The organism is Bryobacter aggregatus MPL3 (assembly GCF_000702445.1).
GTDB classification, from domain to species: domain Bacteria; phylum Acidobacteriota; class Terriglobia; order Bryobacterales; family Bryobacteraceae; genus Bryobacter; species Bryobacter aggregatus.
In genome coordinates, this window is sequence record NZ_JNIF01000004.1 from 605,223 (window position 1) to 621,034 (window position 15,812).

Sequence of the window (15,812 nt, forward strand, 5' to 3'; positions counted from 1 at the left end):
TTGCAACATCATCGCACTAGCCGTCTTAGCATTCTGCCTTGGGCGTACGGCCCATTAGTTGCCGCAATACCTCAGCGGCTGGACGTCCCGCAAGCATTGCGGCTACGGCCTCGGCAATCGGCATCTCGATGCCATGCCGCGCCGCTAGCGCAAGAGCGGTGGCCGTTGTCTCCACCCCTTCTGCCACCATCGGCGTTGATGCCAGAATGGCCGCCAGGCTCTGTCCGCGAGCAAGTTCGACTCCCACCCTGCGGTTACGGCTCAACTGGCCGTGGCAGGTGAGGACCAGGTCGCCAAGGCCCGCCAGTCCGGACACGGTTTCTGCCCGTCCCCCGAGCGCTTGTACCAGCCTGCTCATCTCGGCCAAGGCGCGCGTGATCAGCGCCGCCATGGAGTTACTTCCGAGCTGCAAGCCTTCTGCCGCGCCGGCCGCGATCGCCATCACATTTTTGAGTGCGCCGGAAAGCTCGACGCCGGTCACATCGCTGTTGGTATAGAAACGCAGATTATCGACGGAGAAGACCGTCTGTACCTCGCGTGCAAAGGCCGCATCGACACTGGCCGCGACAATGGCGGCGGGTGCTCCAGCGGCGATTTCGCGGGCAAAGGTCGGCCCAGTCAAAACGGCTGGCGGCGCAGCGAGCTTTGTTGCGAGGCATTCTTCGCCAATCTGGGACATGCGCAGAAAGCTCCCGGCCTCAATGCCCTTTGTCGCGCTGATCCAATGGAGCGGCTGTTGTGCTTCGCAGGCTACTGCCTGCAAAACTCCTCGCAAATGCGCCGATGGCACCACTGTCATCACCCACGGCGACAGGTGCCGTCGCGGCGAGACAAGCACATTCTTCGGGAGCAGGAAACCAGGCAAATACACGCCATTCACTCGTGAGGCTTGCATCTGCGTTGCGAGCGCTTCGGAATGAACCCAGAGATGGATGCGCTCAAAGCGAGGAGCAAGGACGATGGCAAGTGCGGTTCCCCAACTTCCCCCGCCCAGGATCGTTAACTCTTGCGCCATTGGAATCGATTCTCAGTGCCGGCGCGCAGCCTCTCAATATTGGCGCTGTGCCGCCAGGTCACAAATACGCCCGCGATGAGCGAAGCGAGTAGTACCGGCCAACTGGGATGCAGAATCAACCAGACGGCAAACGGGAAGAAAATCGCTCCCAGTACGGAGCCAAGCGAGATATATCGGCTATAGGCAACCACGGCGACAAAGAGCAGCGCGATGCACCAGAAAGGCAGCGGCGTCAGGTAGGCAAAGGCGCCGGCAAAGCTCGCCACTGCCTTGCCGCCCTTGAAGTTCATGAAGGGAGAAAAACCATGCCCAAGCATCACCGCGACCGCGGCGGCTGACATCCAAAGCGCATTCCCTTCCGTAAAATGATCGGCAAGCCAGACGGCCAAGACACCCTTTCCGATATCAAGTGCGAGCGTCAGGATCCCTGCCAGCTTGCCTGTCGTGCGCAGTACATTGGTTGCGCCAATGTTGCCGCTCCCCATGGCGGTGACATCCTTGCCGGTCTTCAGACGTACAATCCACGCTCCAAAGGGCAGGCTTCCCAGCAGAAAGCAGAGCGGAATCAACCACATCGCCGTGTTATTCAAAGTGCGAATTCTCCGATCACCTTGTAGCTGCTGGCCGTCTCGCCAGGCTCGCTCTTGTACAGCAAAAACTTCGTTGCCGTGCTCATTCCGAAATCTGCACTGGGCAACTGTGCAATTCCTGTGCGCAGGGCCCGGACGTCTTGCTCGCCTTTGATGCGGGCGATGGTCAGGTGGGGCGAGTAGTCCCGCTTCTCCGGTTGGAAGCCGAGCTTGGCACAGGCCTCATTGGTGGTCCGTGCCAAGGTATGCAATGCTTCCGGTGCTTGTACGCCAGTGACCAGGACACGCGGATGGTGCGGATTCGGGTACCAGCCAAAGCCTCCAATACGAGTCGCAATGGGGCCGGTTTTCGGCACCAGGGAGAGGGCTTGCTTTAGCTCCTCCACCCGGTCCACCTCCCAGGCGCCCAGGAAGCAGGTGGTGATGTGAAAATTGTCGGAAGGGCTCCAATGGATGGGAGCAAGCGGGCGCAAGTGCTCGAGAACCAGCTCAAGGTTCCGGCGGACAGGATATTCGATGGACAGGCCAGTGAAGAGCCGTAATGAGTTCGGCACAATCTTAGATCGTAACTTCTTTTCGCGAGACACAGCCACAGTCGCACGTGAACTTCTCGGCATGTGGCTAGTGCTGGGGGACCAGGCCGCCCAGATTCGCGAAACGGAGGCCTATCTCCCCCAGGACGATCCTGCTGCGCACTCCTTTGCCGGACGCACGAAACGAACCGAAGTCATCTTTGGGCCGCCCGGTCATGCTTATGTCTATCTGAACTACGGCATCCATAAGATGCTGAATGTCGTCGTTGAGCCGGAGGGCACCCCGGGCTGTGTTCTGATCCGGGCGGCTGGGGACTTCACCGGTCCCGGCCGGCTCACCCGCGGCCTTGGCATTGAGCTCAGCCACTATGGGGTGGATTTCACAAAGGGGCCAATCCGGATCCACCAAGGGGAAAAAATCCCGGATTCCCGCGTGCTGATCACCCCACGCATCGGAATTACGAAGGCTGCAGACTTTCTTCTTCGCTTTTTAATCGCCTCATAGTGTTTTCGAGCTATAATCGTGGTTCCTATGGCAGAGAATGAGAAACTACGCGCCCTGACTGCGACACTTGGCGCAATTGAGAAGCAATTCGGCAAAGGGTCCATTACCCGTCTGGGTGCGTCGGAAGCGATGGTCCAGGTCCAGTCGATTTCCACGGGTTCTATTTCCCTCGACTATGCACTTGGCATTGGCGGCGTGCCGCGTGGCCGCATCATCGAAGTATTTGGGCCGGAATCTTCTGGGAAAACCACCGTCGCCCTGCAGTGCGTTGCGCAAGCGCAGAAAGCGGGCGGAATCGCCGCCTTCATCGACGTAGAACACGCTCTCGACCCGATTTACGCGAATGCTCTCGGTGTCGATACCGAAAATCTGCTCGTTTCACAGCCCGATTATGCGGAACAGGCGCTTGAGATCGCCAGCACCTTGGTCCAGTCCAATTCCGTTGACATTCTGGTGATTGACTCTGTCGCTGCGCTTGTGCCCAAGGCCGAGCTCGATGGCGAAATGGGCGACACCTTTGTCGGCATCCAGGCCCGCCTGATGTCTCAGGCGATGAGAAAGCTGACGGGAATCTGTTCGAAGTCCAATACCTGCCTGATCTTCATCAACCAGATCCGCGAGAAAATCGGCGTCATGTTTGGCAATCCGGAGACCACCTCGGGTGGCCGTGCGTTGAAGTTCTACGCGAGCGTCCGCCTCGACATCCGCCGCATCAGCGCCATTAAGGATGGGGACGTCGTGTCCGGCAACCGCACCAAGGTCAAAGTGGTGAAAAATAAGGTGGCTCCTCCTTTCCGCGAGGCTGAGTTCGACATCATGTACGGCCAGGGAATCAGCGTCGAAGGCGACCTACTCGATATCGGCGTGGCGCAGAATTTGGTGGAGAAGTCCGGGAGCTGGTACAGCTACAAGGGCGAGCGCATCGGTCAGGGGCGCGAGAATGCCCGTCAGTTCCTGAAGGATCATCCCGACGCGGCTACTGCAATCGATACGGAACTGCGTAAGATTCTCGGTCTTGCTGCCAAGATTGAGGCTGCGGATGCTCCTCTCGATATCCCGACGAAAGCAAAGAAGGACGCTCCGAAGGGCTGAAAAATCAATACGATCACGCGGGCAGGAGTGTCTTCTGCCCGCAAAATGGGCCTTTCGAGCCCTCCTACCTCACAAAAGGCCCGTTTTTCGGGCCTTTTGTCGTTTTTTTCTCTTTACTTCGCCTTCGAGCTTCCCGTATGATGAGGGTGCGCTTGAGGCTGAAACATTTTTACGAAGAAATGTTTTTTATGGCACAGGCCGTAAAAAGTCTGATTGTTAAGGAGCAAGTTTTATGGCTGATCGCATGACGCAATCCCAGCTGATCAAGGAACTCGCGGAGAAGATGACGCTTTCGAACAAGGTAGCGAAGGAATTCATTACCCTGTACGCCGAGATCGCTGTCCGCGAAACAAAGAAAATTGGCGAAGCAACGCTGCCTGGTATCGGTAAGCTGGTTCGTCAGGAGCGTAAGGCCCGCACCGGCCGCAACCCTGCCACTGGCGCCACCATCAAGATCCCGGCCAAGAAGGTCGTAAAGTTCCGCGTGGCCAAGGCCGTGAAAGACGCGATCGTTCCCCCGAAGAAGGTCAAGGCTTCCAGCTAGGCTGAGCCCTCTCCTGCCGATTCCGATCCCCAGTTTGGGCACGCAACTGCGATGCCAAGCTGGGGATCTTTCTATTTCCGTACGGCTGCAAAGAGGGTGGCCGACAGTGCCGCCAGGACAAAGTATTCCCGCCAGGCCGCGAAGTTCCCGGTAATCAGGTGGACCGATACGCTCATCACCGGTCCGAGTAAGGCCAGCCGGTCGGCAAACTCCCCAGCCCTGCGGTGCATGGAGATCATCTGCAGCGCAAACGGAACAAAGCAGGCGATTCCCGCCCCAAGCAGCGCATAGCAGGCCATCAGAGACCAGGCATTGTTCGGGTTCCACATCGAACCCAATACCGCCACAATGCAGAGCACGTTGCCCACTGCCACCACGCGACGCAGATCGACAGTCTCCCGCAAGCCCGTTGTAAAGCGCACCGTACCCACTACCATCCAGAACACTCCCGCGAGCAATCCTGCGGCCATCAGCGGTGACAATGCGATTTTTCCTGCCCGGACACTCGTTGCCAGGACACTGGACCAGGCCGTTGCCTGCGTAATGGTGAAGACTTCGGCGCAGTAAGCGGCAAATGCGACGCCAATGGGCGCGGCTACCTCGGGCCGGATTGCGGCGGGAGGTGCTGTTGGCATTCCTTCCCATACCGGCAATCTTCCCTTGAGCCACCAGGCGATGGGCACGCCCAGAAAAAGCGTGAGCGTCGAGGCCCACAATGCCTCTCCCGTCAGCTCGGTGACGAGAGCATTCATGAGAAAGGATTCCCCTAGTCCAAAGCCCGCCAGAGACTCGAGAATCAATGTGGCATTGACGTTGACCGACAGCGTCAGACTTTGCCGCTGGATCGACGTTACTGCGCGATACAGCCCCGCCAGCGCAATGCGCGAAGCCGCTCCTTGGACGGAGTAGGCAACTAGCAAGGGCCACAAGCCTTGGGCGAGTAATGGGAGCCAGGAAGCAACGGTAAGGAGCAGCAAACCCGTCGAACCGGAGAGTCGCTTGCCGCTGTGACGCAGATAAAGATTCACCAGTAGGGCGGTGACCGCGCCGGTGGCGAGAACCAGTCCAAATTGCGGAAGACTTAGCCCGCTACGGGTCTGAACATAGCCATTTAAAACAGCCATGCCGCTGATATGCCCAAAAAGGAACATGCCAGCGGCAGTAGCTTTGAATCCAGGAACGGGTACAGTAGGAAAACGCAAAGAGAAGCTATTAGTTTAACTTGCGCCGTTGCCGTAACCACGCGCCCATCGCCACAAGAATCACACCGGCGAATGCGGTGGAGGGTTCCGGAACCGCACTGGGGTCCATCGTGCCGATGTTTCCGGTCGGAATGGTGCCATTGAAAATGTAGTTGTGAGTCTCGCCGCCACCCAGCAGGTTGTTCACAATCACTTGGCCTTCGATGTTGCCATTGTTGAAGTTGAGTGTTGCGTTGGGGGCAAGAATCGAACCCTGTACACTGATTCCCTGGACTGTCAGGGCGGTTGCCTCGTAGAAGTTATAGATCACCTGTGTCTTGCTCAGCCCGTTCAGGTTCATCCCCGCATTTTGCAGGCTGTTGGTGGCTCCTGCAATGTTGACGATGACGGTGGAGGTGGTGGGGACGTTGAAAGTGAACGTATTGATCCCACTCAGTACGCCTGCGGAAACGTTGAAAACATTGAGGGAAGCGTTGGTGCCGGTTAAGGTCAGCGCGCCCCACGGGGTCGCTGTAGCGGTGATGGCGCTGAGCCCTGCCAGATAGGCGGACAAATTTGTCTCCTCAGTCTTGACCTGCGCGAAGTTGATGTTCGGAACTACGTTGGTAATCGTCCCATTCGGCACGCCGACGCTCGTGAGCGCAGCTGACCCGCCATAGATGCCACTGCCATTAAAAAGCTGACCATTCGTCCAGCTCAACGATCCACCCACTTCGAGATCCAACCGGCTCGGGTCTGGAGACAGCGAAGTGCCAATTCCGAAGTTGGTGACGCTCGCCGTCCCTCCAACTGCGACCCGGCCTTGGACATCGGTGTTGGCTTGTGTCAGATTGCCAAATACAAAAAGGTTGAAATCGCCAACACTTAGAATCGACGTCGCGCGGAGTGATCCGCCCGTACTAAGCAATACAAGGGCAAGATTGAAAATGACCTTAGAAACACTACTCATGTATCTAAGGTGCCTGTTCTGGGTCAATCCGCACAATCCCACAACAGTACGGTTACCTACTGAATTGGTACAGTACGACGTTGATGAAGTTTTGTTCTCATTTCCTTCTGGACTATTCCGGCTCCGGATTCGAGGAAATCCTGGAACTGCTTTGGAATCAATAGGTATCTTGATCATGGACTTGAGGTTGTCCGTTTGAAGAAAGGTGGTGAAGTCCTAGGTGCTGCTTGGACTAAAGTTTGTCGCGTCCTATCATTTCTCGCTCTCCTGGTGCCAAACTATCGCCCCGAAACGCCAAATTCTGGATGTGGGGAAGTGTGCTTTTTAATACAAAACGAGTTCTTCGTCACGAATTGTGTAAGCGTGGGATCATAGAGGCTGATTCTTTTCGATGTTTCGCCCTCGCCGAGCCCTAAAGGACCTGTCTCAGGAATCGAACGTTGCGGAAGCTCTTCGGAACTTTGGCCGCGAGCGATCCTGGACCAATGAGAAGCACCTGGAGCTTTGCCGTGTTGCTGCGCCCACTTTCTTTGAAGAGAAGCGCGCACAGTGGATGATCGGCCAACTGGAAGCCCTTGGCTACGAAGCTCGCATCGACCGGGCCGGCAATGTGGTCGCCACACGTCCCGAAGAATCGCGAGGCCCCTGGGTTGCGGTGACTGCTCATCTCGATACGGTATTGTCGCCGCGCAATGCGGACGATATTCGCGTGGCTCCGGACGGGCGTTTTCTTGGCCCCGGAGTGGCAGACAACGGCGCCGGTCTGGCGGGGTTGCTCTCGGTTGCGCGGCAATACGCACTCCGTCCTCCCGACAAGTCGCAAGCAGGCCTCATGCTGGTTGCCAATGTTGGTGAAGAGGGTGAGGGAAACCTGAGCGGCATGCGATACCTTTGCCGGCAAAGTAACCTCGCAGAACGCATCCAGGCTTTTCTCGTGTTGGATGGGCCCGGCGTCGAACATCTCACCACCCAGGCACTGGGAAGCCGGCGTTTCGAAGTCGTCTTTTCCGGTCCGGGCGGTCACAGTTGGAGTGATGCTGGGAATCCGAATGCCGTTCACGCCATGAGCCGCACGATTGCCGACTTTCTCGATTGCCACGGGCGGCGCGCTGGCTTTCTGCAAACCCGTTACGGACGCAGTACAGCGAACTTCAGCCTGATCGATGGCGGTACCAGCATCAATTCGATTCCAGCTTCCGCTCGCGCAAAGCTCGACCTCCGCAGCGAGAGTGGCGAGGTGTTGGATGAACTCGCCGAGTTGCTCACCGATTGTGTGGAGCGCGCGCTGGTCTTAGAAAATGAGCGCGTTGTGGCCATGCGTGGGAGTGGCCGGCTGACGGCAAAGATCCGCGAAATCGGTTCCCGGCCTGGAGGCCATCTGCTGGCTACTTCGCGTCTGCTGGAAACCATGCGCCAGGTGGATGAGCACCTCGGCATCTCTTCCCGTCTGGACTGCGCCTCGACGGACGCGAATATTCCTCTCTCGATGGGACTTGAAGCTGTTTCGATCGGGGCCGGTGGCTCCGGTGGCGGTGCGCACAGCGAGGGGGAATGGTATCACCCCGAGGGCAGGGAACTCGGACTGCGCCGCATCTACCTGGCGCTCTGCCAACTCCTGCGAGCGGCTTGACGCTCCGCGCGCGAGCGGAACTCGCTCTCGTGGCGGCGGCGATGCTCTGGGGCAGCACCTTTGTTGTTGTCAAGGATGCTCTTGCCGATGCGAGCCCCATTCTCTATCTCGCGATTCGCTTCGCGGTTGCGGCGCTCTTGCTTCTTCCCATCGTGTTTCTTCAGGAACGGCGCATGCCATCGCGGCGGATGCTGTGGGGCGGTCTTGCCACCGGTGCCTGTCTGGGGGTGGGAATGATTCTCCAGACCGTGGGACTCAAATACACATCCGCGTCCAATAGCGGCTTCCTGACTTCGTTGTATATCCCGTTGGTACCTTTTGTCGCCTCCGCCGTCTATGGAGTCAGGACCGGGTGGCGTGAGCGGATTGCAGTAGGCTTAGCAAGCTGTGGAATCGCCCTCATGAGTTTTGATCCCTCCAGTTTTACGATGAACTTCGGGGACGGGCTCACGGTGGGTTGTGCTCTTGTCTTCTCTGTTCAAATTGTGATGGTCAAGCATTTTGCAGACACTGGTGAAACTGCCTGGTTGGCTTGGTTGCAAGTGAGTGCGACTGCGATCCTTGCCTCCATCGCTGCCTTTCTCAGATTGGATGGTCCGAGTTATCTGGTCATGACTCCGCGATTGTATTGGGCCTTTGCGATCACAATTCTCGGAGCAACGGTGGTGGCATTTCTGCTGCAAAGCTGGGGCCAGCGGCAAACCTCCGCATCACGCGCGGCACTGGTCTTTGCCACGGAACCTGTATTTGCAGGCATTGCGAGTTATTTTTACCTGGATGAGCGTCTTTCCGCGCGTGCCTGGATCGGCGCGGCGTTGGTTTTCACTGGTGTTCTTCTTGCGGAATTGAAACCCCGAGGCGAGCGTTAGCATAGTAATAATTAGAAGTCTTCTTCAGAAGGATAGGAAAAGAACAATTATGAATATCTTCAGCAGAATGCGGGAACAGCGATTCCTCGGATTCAGTATGCTGCTGGTCACTTTGTCCGTCGGAATTTTGATCGGCACCGTGCTGACCACGGGCGTAAAAGCGGGTAAGGAACAGGTTGCGCCCGATGCGACACCACTTGTGGTTCCGAGTCCCGTGCTCATTCAAAATGAGTTCGCCAAGCTTGCCAAGCGAGCTGAGAACTCCGTTGTGCATATCAACACGGTCGACGAGGGGAAACAGAACACCTCGATGTCCCAACGCCGCGGACGTCCCGCTCCGGACGATGAAGCCGATGGCGAAGACGATCAGATGGAATTGTTCCGCCGCTTCTTCCGCAATGGTCCCCAGGGTCAGGGTGGTATGGGCGGCGCGATGCCCAGCCCGAAGCGGATGGGCACCGGTAGCGGTTTCATCGTTGACAAGAACGGCTACATCATCACGAACTTTCACGTGGTAGATGGCGCCGACAAGATCACGGTGAAGCTCCACAACGATTCCGCGGAATACAAAGCCCGCGTCATTGGTTTCGATAAGGAAACCGACCTTGCGGTCATCAAGATCAGCTCGGGTACTCCTCTCACTCCGCTTCCGGTTGGCAATAGTGACGCCGTGGAAGTGGGCGACTGGGCCATCGCCATCGGTTCTCCCTTTGGTCTCGATGCAACGGTCACCGCTGGTATTGTCAGCGCCAAGGGCCGCGACTTCAATGGCGCACAGGCCTTCCAGCGCTTCATCCAGACCGATGCTGCGATCAACCCCGGCAACAGCGGCGGCCCGCTGCTGAATTCGCGCGGCGAAGTGATCGGCATCAACACGATGATTGCAACCCGTACCGGCGGCTATGAAGGCATCGGTTTTGCACTGCCCGTCAACATGGCGGTCAAGGTGTACAACCAGATCATCAGCTCTGGCCGTGTCACCCGCGGTAGCATCGGCGTCCAATTTGCCCGTACGATGGACCCCACGCTCATGAAGGCATTCAAGCTGGACGGCGGCGTTCCAGTGACCGAAGTAGTGGCCAATGGCCCCTCGGCCCGTGCTGGTCTGAAGGCGGAAGACATCATCACCCGCGTGAACGGTGCGCTGGTGAAGAACGGTGATGAATTGATCGCCAAGGTCAGCGAATTGCCGGTTGGATCGAAGGCCTCGATCGAAGTGGATCGTCAAGGCAAAAAGATGAACTTCGATGTTGCCATCGAAGATCGCCAGCAGCTCTATGCAGACAATCCAATTGTCGGCATGGGCAAGCGCCCTGACGATGCGGCTCAGAATAGCCAGCAGAGCGCTCAGTTCGGAATCATGATTGCGAACCTTCCAGAAGCGGAAGCCGAAAAGCTTGGCATCCCTGAGAAGCGCGGTGTCCAGGTGACGCGCGTGGTTCCGGGCAGCTTCTCGGAAGAAATCGGAGTGGCCGATCGTGACGTCATCGTTTCGATCAACCGCCAGCCGGTTGGGAGCGTGGACGATGTCAAGCGCATCCAGGCGACTCTCAAGCCTGGCGATGCGGTGGCCTTCCGCGTCATGCGTGCCGCGCCTGGAAGCCGGAAAGGTGTAACTGGCCCAGCCCAAGGCATTTGGCTGAGCGGTACGCTCCCACGCGACTAAGCGTCACGACAAGCGAAGCACACGATGCCCGCCCGTCAAAAGGCGGGCATCTCTATTTTTGATAACCCGGTCCGCGCAGCAGCTTGCCCGGCTTGGCTCCGGTATGAACATTCTTGTCTACGACCACAACGCCGTTCACCACCACTTGCCGGATGCCGGTGGACAGGCGGTTGGGACTGTCAAAGGTGGCGACATCCTTGACGCTTGCCGGATCGAATACGACGAGGTCTGCCCACAGGCCGGGCCGCAGCAGCCCGCGATCGTGCAGCGACAATCTTGTCGCGACACTGCTGCTCATCTTGAAGACTGCATCCTCGAGTCCAATCGTCTTTAACTCCCGCACGTAGAAGCCCAACACTCTCGGGTAAGTGCCATAGGTCCTGGGATGCGTCGGTCCTTTGGTGACGGCCGGATCGACACCACCGGAATCGGTCGCCACCTTGATCCAGGGCTGCTGCAACTGCTTCGCGATATTCGCCTCGTTGATCGTGTAATAGATGGTTGAAATTGTCTGCCGTTCACTGCGCAGCAGTGCCATGACGGCCTCAGGCCAGGGAAGCTGCATTTGCGCGGCAATCTGGTTCAGCCGCATGCCTTTGTACTGCAGATTCGCTGTCTTGGTGAGTCCGATCGGTTGCACCAGATCGGGATCGCGGCCCTTGTTGTTCTGCAACATCTCAGCGGCAATTCTCTTTCGGGTGTCAGCGTTGTCGAGGTTCGCCCAGAGCTTTCCATCGGCGGCGGACCAGTCGGGGAGCATCGCCGTCAGGGCTGTGCCGGACGCTTCATAGGGATAGAGATTCGCCTGGATATCGATACCATGGGCGCGAGATTGGTTGAGGAACTCGATCGCCGGATCCATGAGCTTCCAGTACTTTCGCCCTGCTGCTTTCAGGTGATAAACTTCCGCCGGAACGCCGCCTTCCTGGCTGATCCGCGCCGTCTCTGCCAGCGCCTCGAGCAGCTTTTCCGCTTCGCTGCGGATGTGCGAGATATACAGTCCCCCAAATGGCGCCATCGTCTTGGCCAAGGCAATCAGTTCTTCGGTGGACGCATAGCTGCCCGGTGGATAGATCAAGGCCGTGGCCAATCCGAAGGAGCCGTCCTCCATCGTTTCGCGTAGCGCTCCCTGCATGCTTGCGAGCTCTGCCGGGCCCGATTCTCCCATCGCAAATCCCTTGCCGAAAGCCCGGATCGTGCCGCCACCGGTGAAGGATCCGAAGTTGGCCGACGAGCCACGAGCCTCCATGGCCCGTAGCCATCGATCGAAGCTGTGCGGACCCCGGAACTTCGAGTCAGCCTGGTCGCCCATGATCTCGGTGGTGATGCCCTGGGTCAGCTTCGAGATCAGCCGCCCGTCCCCGCTGAGCAGCGCCTCACGCCTTGCCCGCCGCCATCCCTTTGCCGTAAGCCCGCAGCGTGCCTTGCCCGACAAAGGAGCCGAAGTTGACACTTGAGCCATGCGCCTTCATCGCCCGCAACCAGCGATCAAAGCCATGCGGGCCGGCGAAACTTGCATCGCCCTCGGTACTGTTCAGCGCATTGGCCGGCGCATTTGAGCTGCCTTCGCCCATGATCTCTGTTGTGAAGCCTTGGGATACTTTGCTAACGACGCGGCCATCGCCCTGCAACAGGGCATCCCGGGAATGAGACTGGATATCGAGAAAGCCCGGGGACAACACCAGCCGTCCTTCCCCATCGATACGCTTTGCGGTTGGGGCGGAAGCGAGAATCCCCCGGGGTGTCACCCGTACGATCCTGTCCCCGCTGACGGCCAGGTCCCCGTAATACCAGGGGCGCCGCTCCCATCCACAATTCGCGCATTCGTCACGATCAAGTCATATGGCTGTGACTGAGCGCCAAGGAGTCCGGCAAACACCAACAAAAGAATCCCGCGCATAGGGAAATTGTAGGCGGAAGCCGCCGTCTCGCCACACATTTGGGATCAATTGTTACTGTCCCATGAAGAGATCATGATTGAATGATGTCGATTTTTGGTGCAGACTGATAGATATCGATTTGTCTCTCAATTTTCACAGAGACGAACGGACTTCAGGGAAAGGTTAAGGGAATAAATTTTAATGAAAATCCCCTCTTCCGTAGGACGCATACCTGCGTATCTCGGACTTCTTGCTTTACTACTTCTGATCGGGTCTCCGTTTACTGTCTACGCGCAGGCAACGGCGACTGGCACTATTGAAGGCAACGTCACCGACGCCTCCAATGCAGGCGTTCCAGGCGCCACGGTCAAGCTCTCCAGCACGGCAACCAATCAAACTCGCGAGACCACCTCGAACAGCGCTGGCAACTATCGCTTTGACCAGATCGCCTCCGGCAACTATTCGATCACAATTGAAGCTGCGGGCTTTGCTCGTGTAGAACTCAAGAATGTAGAAGTTGCGGTTGGTCGCGTTAGCAGCTATCCCATTGTACTGACTCCTAAGGCTCAGGCTGAAGTCGTTACTGTAAACGCGGAAGCTGCGCCGCTCCTCGACGTCGTGAAAACAGACGTCTCTTTGGCGATTTCGCCGAAGGAAGTGCAGGCGCTCCCCACCAACGGTCGCGACTTTGCGAATCTTGCAGTTCTTGCTCCTGGTGCAAAACTGGTCAATTCCTATGATCCTACCAAAAACCGCGTCGCTGTCATCGGTATTAACGGTAGCGCAGGCCGCAATATCAACTACACCGTGAATGGTGTAGACAACAAGGACAACACCATCGGTGGTCCTGTGATGCAGCTTCCAATGGAAGCCGTTGAAGAATTCAATATCTCCACCCAGCGCTTCTCGGCTGCCAATGGCCGTAGCGAAGGTGCCGCGGTGAACGTTGTCACCAAATCCGGCTCCAATGTCATTCATGGTTCGCTGTTTGGCTTCTTCCGCGATACCGCACTCACTGCAAATGACGCACTTTCCAAGGCCGGTGGTAATCCGACTCCCGCCATCTCCCGCCAGATCTATGGTGGCTCCGTTGGCGCTCCGATCAAGAAGGATAAAACCTTTGTGTTCTTCGCGATCGAACGGCAACGCGAAGAAACCTCGGTTGGCATCACTGCTGCCGCTATTCGTGAGCTCACCATTGCCGCCAATGCCGGACTCGGCGCGAAACCGGTGGCCTCGATCGGAACCCCGTACAACGACCAACGCTACACCGGACGTCTTGACCACCGCATCAGCCAGAACCACAACTTTTTCGTCACCTATACGAACCAGTCGAACAGAGGGCTGAACGATCAGGTCACCAGCAATAGCGACCTCACCGCTGGCAACTTTACTACGAATCAATTGATTCTGGCCAACGCGACGCTGCAGTCGGTGTTTTCTCCTCGTGCGGTGAATACCTTCACCGCCGGCTTCCAATATTGGAACAACCTCATCAACTCTGATCTGAAGGTTCCGAACGTCACCTTCCCGGGCAGTATTACCTTCGGAACCAATGCCAATGTGCCACAACAGAGCTTCCAGAAGAAATGGCAGTTCCGCGATGACTTCTCCTACACCAAGGGCAACCACACGCTGAAGACTGGTTTTGATTACGTCACCCTGCCGAAACTGGGCGGTATGTTCGCCACCTCCTCGACGCTGCAGTTGGTCTTCCAGGATCTGCCCAGCGTCATTACGACCAACCAGACCCTGTATCCCAATGGTTTCGCCACTCCTGGCGCGATCACCTCCATGACCGGTTCCTCTGGCAACCCCTACTTCCAGAGCAAAGATGCTCAGATGTTTGGTGTTTACTTCCAGGACGATTGGAAGGTCACCCGCCGCCTCAGCTTGAATCTCGGTGTCCGTTGGGACGTCGATATCAACCTTCAGGGTGCGAATATCCAATCTGCAAGCCGTACCTATCAGTATCTGAAGGCTGTCGGATCTTCTTATGCCGCTGGTCTGCCCCACACGGACATGAACAACTTCAGCCCCCGTGTTGGCTTTGCTTATGACCTCACCGGCCAGGGGACCCACATCCTCCGCGGTGGTTACGGCATGTACTTTGGCCAGACCTTTGCGAACATCCCGCTCTTTATGGAGCAGCAGGCGAATAACACCGTCTACACCGGAACGCTGAACCTCACCTCCACTGGCCGGAATGATCCGAATGCTTCAATCGTTCCGAGCACCGGTCTTCCCTTGACGCAGTTCCGTTATGGCGTCGATCCTTTCCCGGCAATCGGCAATGGTTCGACCATCCTGACCGCTGGTTCCGTGGGCCGTCTGGTGGACCCCAACTTTGCCAACCCCTATAACCACCAATGGAATGTTGGTTATGCATGGCAGATCAATGCGAACAACGTATTTGAAGCTGAAGTCATCAAGGTACTCGGCCTTCGCGAAGCGAAGCGCCAGAATATCAACTACCAGCGTCCGGAACTCGGCGCTAGCCGTCCTTACGATGCTGCTTTTGATGCCGCCGGTCTCCCCCGTCTGGGCCAGATCATTGTCGAAAGTTCGATTGGCCGTTCGCGTTATGACGGGCTCAACCTCGCCTATCGCCGCCGCCTGAACAAGCGCTTCTCCGTGAACTCGAATTATGTGTTCTCGAAGGCTGTTGCTTGGGCTGGTGGTCCGGCCGCTTTCGGTAACGTCGCCTCTGACGCTCGCAACATCTTTGCACTGAGCGATTTTGGCCCGGCTCCGAATGACGAACGTCATCGCGCCACCGTGACAGCCATTTTTTCTCTCCCCTGGGGAATCCAGTTGGCTCCTGTCATCGTTGCAGCGACTCCGAAGCCTTACTCGATCAATCAGGGCAGCACCTGGCTCGGTCAGGGTGGCGGCAACGGCACAAACCGAGCTGTCGTTCCTGTGAACAACCCCACCGACTACCTGTATACGGTGCGTAATGGGATCGCTACCAACTCCGCCGCTCTGCGCGCTGGTGTTGCCAACGGCACTCTCAAGATGGTCGACTATAACACGGTTCGCGGCCAGGAATACTTCCAGGTCGATCTCCGTGTCTCGAAGTTCTTCCAGTTCGGAGAACGGAATCGCCTCGAGTTCCTTGCTCAGTTCTTCAACCTGACGAACCGGGCAAATTATGGCGCGTCCTTCAACCCGACGATCACCTCGGGTGCAGCTTTCCAGACCCCCAACGGCTGGTATGCAGGCGCTTCGAACCTGGTTCCGAAGGCCTTTGCTGGCGAGATGGGCGTCCGCTACTCGTTCTAGTTCACTCACAAACGAAAAGGCCCGATCCGTACGGATCGGGCCTTTTTTATTT

General features: G+C 57.4%; 14 protein-coding genes. 7 read left to right on the top strand and 7 right to left on the bottom strand.

Features of this window, described 5'->3' with window-relative positions; all coding sequences use genetic code 11:
• Positions 1-25 precede the first annotated feature (25 nt).
• From M017_RS0122350 to thpR, 3 genes are read right to left on the bottom strand one after another with little or no spacing between them, the layout of a single operon-like run.
• Positions 26-1,015 carry an NAD(P)H-dependent glycerol-3-phosphate dehydrogenase gene (locus tag M017_RS0122350; RefSeq protein ID WP_031500416.1) on the bottom strand — a complete coding sequence of 330 codons (990 nt, stop codon included), beginning with the start codon at positions 1,013-1,015 and terminating at the stop codon, positions 26-28.
• Positions 1,000-1,590 carry a glycerol-3-phosphate 1-O-acyltransferase PlsY gene (plsY, locus tag M017_RS0122355; protein ID WP_031500417.1) on the bottom strand — a complete coding sequence of 197 codons (591 nt, stop codon included), beginning with the start codon at positions 1,588-1,590 and terminating at the stop codon, positions 1,000-1,002. Before plsY ends, M017_RS0122350 begins: the two co-directional genes overlap by 16 nt.
• Before the next feature lie 11 nt (positions 1,591-1,601).
• Entirely contained in the window at positions 1,602-2,159 is a 558-nt protein-coding gene (gene thpR, locus M017_RS0122360; RefSeq protein WP_162180012.1) for an RNA 2',3'-cyclic phosphodiesterase, read from the bottom strand.
• Here thpR and M017_RS0122365 point away from each other — a divergent pair.
• The 3 genes from M017_RS0122365 to M017_RS0122375 all read left to right on the top strand — a co-directional run bounded on the left by M017_RS0122365 (position 2,122) and on the right by M017_RS0122375 (position 4,279).
• Complete coding sequence (locus tag M017_RS0122365; RefSeq protein WP_051670734.1) at positions 2,122-2,643, top strand: DNA-3-methyladenine glycosylase; 522 nt, start codon at positions 2,122-2,124, stop codon at positions 2,641-2,643. The two genes, thpR and M017_RS0122365, sit on opposite strands and share 38 nt — an antisense overlap.
• A gap of 27 nt (positions 2,644-2,670) precedes the next feature.
• Positions 2,671-3,735: a recombinase RecA gene (recA, locus tag M017_RS0122370; protein WP_031500419.1), complete on the top strand. Its 1,065-nt coding sequence runs from the start codon at positions 2,671-2,673 to the stop codon at positions 3,733-3,735.
• Positions 3,736-3,967: 232 nt separating this feature from the next.
• Positions 3,968-4,279, top strand: coding sequence for an HU family DNA-binding protein (locus tag M017_RS0122375; RefSeq protein WP_031500420.1), 312 nt, complete (start codon positions 3,968-3,970; stop codon positions 4,277-4,279).
• 71 nt (positions 4,280-4,350) lie between these two features.
• On the opposite strand, the gene M017_RS0122380 is transcribed toward M017_RS0122375, so the two are convergent.
• Together M017_RS0122380 and M017_RS0122385 are read right to left on the bottom strand one after the other, a co-directional pair.
• A complete protein-coding gene (locus M017_RS0122380; RefSeq protein WP_031500421.1) occupies positions 4,351-5,430 on the bottom strand; it encodes a hypothetical protein in 1,080 nt (359 codons plus the stop codon).
• Between the two features lie 61 nt (positions 5,431-5,491).
• The gene (locus M017_RS0122385) at positions 5,492-6,430 is read right to left on the bottom strand and encodes a choice-of-anchor A family protein (protein ID WP_031500423.1); all 939 of its coding nucleotides are present in this window, start codon (positions 6,428-6,430) and stop codon (positions 5,492-5,494) included.
• A 391-nt stretch (positions 6,431-6,821) separates the two neighbouring features.
• Between M017_RS0122385 and M017_RS0122395 the strand changes: the two genes are divergently transcribed.
• From M017_RS0122395 to M017_RS0122405, 3 genes are read left to right on the top strand one after another with little or no spacing between them, the layout of a single operon-like run.
• On the top strand, positions 6,822-8,060 hold the full coding sequence (locus M017_RS0122395; protein WP_035958775.1) for a M20/M25/M40 family metallo-hydrolase: 1,239 nt from the start codon (positions 6,822-6,824) through the stop codon (positions 8,058-8,060).
• A complete protein-coding gene (locus tag M017_RS0122400; protein ID WP_031500426.1) occupies positions 8,057-8,929 on the top strand; it encodes a DMT family transporter in 873 nt (290 codons plus the stop codon). The genes M017_RS0122395 and M017_RS0122400 overlap by 4 nt, the downstream gene beginning before the upstream one ends.
• A 49-nt stretch (positions 8,930-8,978) precedes the next feature.
• A complete protein-coding gene (locus M017_RS0122405; RefSeq protein WP_035958777.1) occupies positions 8,979-10,595 on the top strand; it encodes a Do family serine endopeptidase in 1,617 nt (538 codons plus the stop codon).
• 52 nt (positions 10,596-10,647) lie between these two features.
• On the opposite strand, the gene M017_RS0122410 is transcribed toward M017_RS0122405, so the two are convergent.
• Together M017_RS0122410 and M017_RS0122415 are read right to left on the bottom strand one after the other, a co-directional pair.
• Entirely contained in the window at positions 10,648-12,057 is a 1,410-nt protein-coding gene (locus M017_RS0122410) for an N-acyl-D-amino-acid deacylase family protein (RefSeq protein WP_080508095.1), read from the bottom strand.
• Entirely contained in the window at positions 11,972-12,343 is a 372-nt protein-coding gene (locus M017_RS0122415) for an amidohydrolase family protein (RefSeq protein WP_080508096.1), read from the bottom strand. The genes M017_RS0122410 and M017_RS0122415 overlap by 86 nt, the downstream gene beginning before the upstream one ends.
• Positions 12,344-12,676: 333 nt before the next feature.
• On the opposite strand from M017_RS0122415, the gene M017_RS0122420 reads away from it, so the two are divergent.
• Positions 12,677-15,760, top strand: a complete 3,084-nt coding sequence (locus tag M017_RS0122420) for a TonB-dependent receptor (RefSeq protein WP_051670736.1) — start codon at positions 12,677-12,679, stop codon at positions 15,758-15,760.
• Positions 15,761-15,812: the final 52 nt, after the last annotated feature.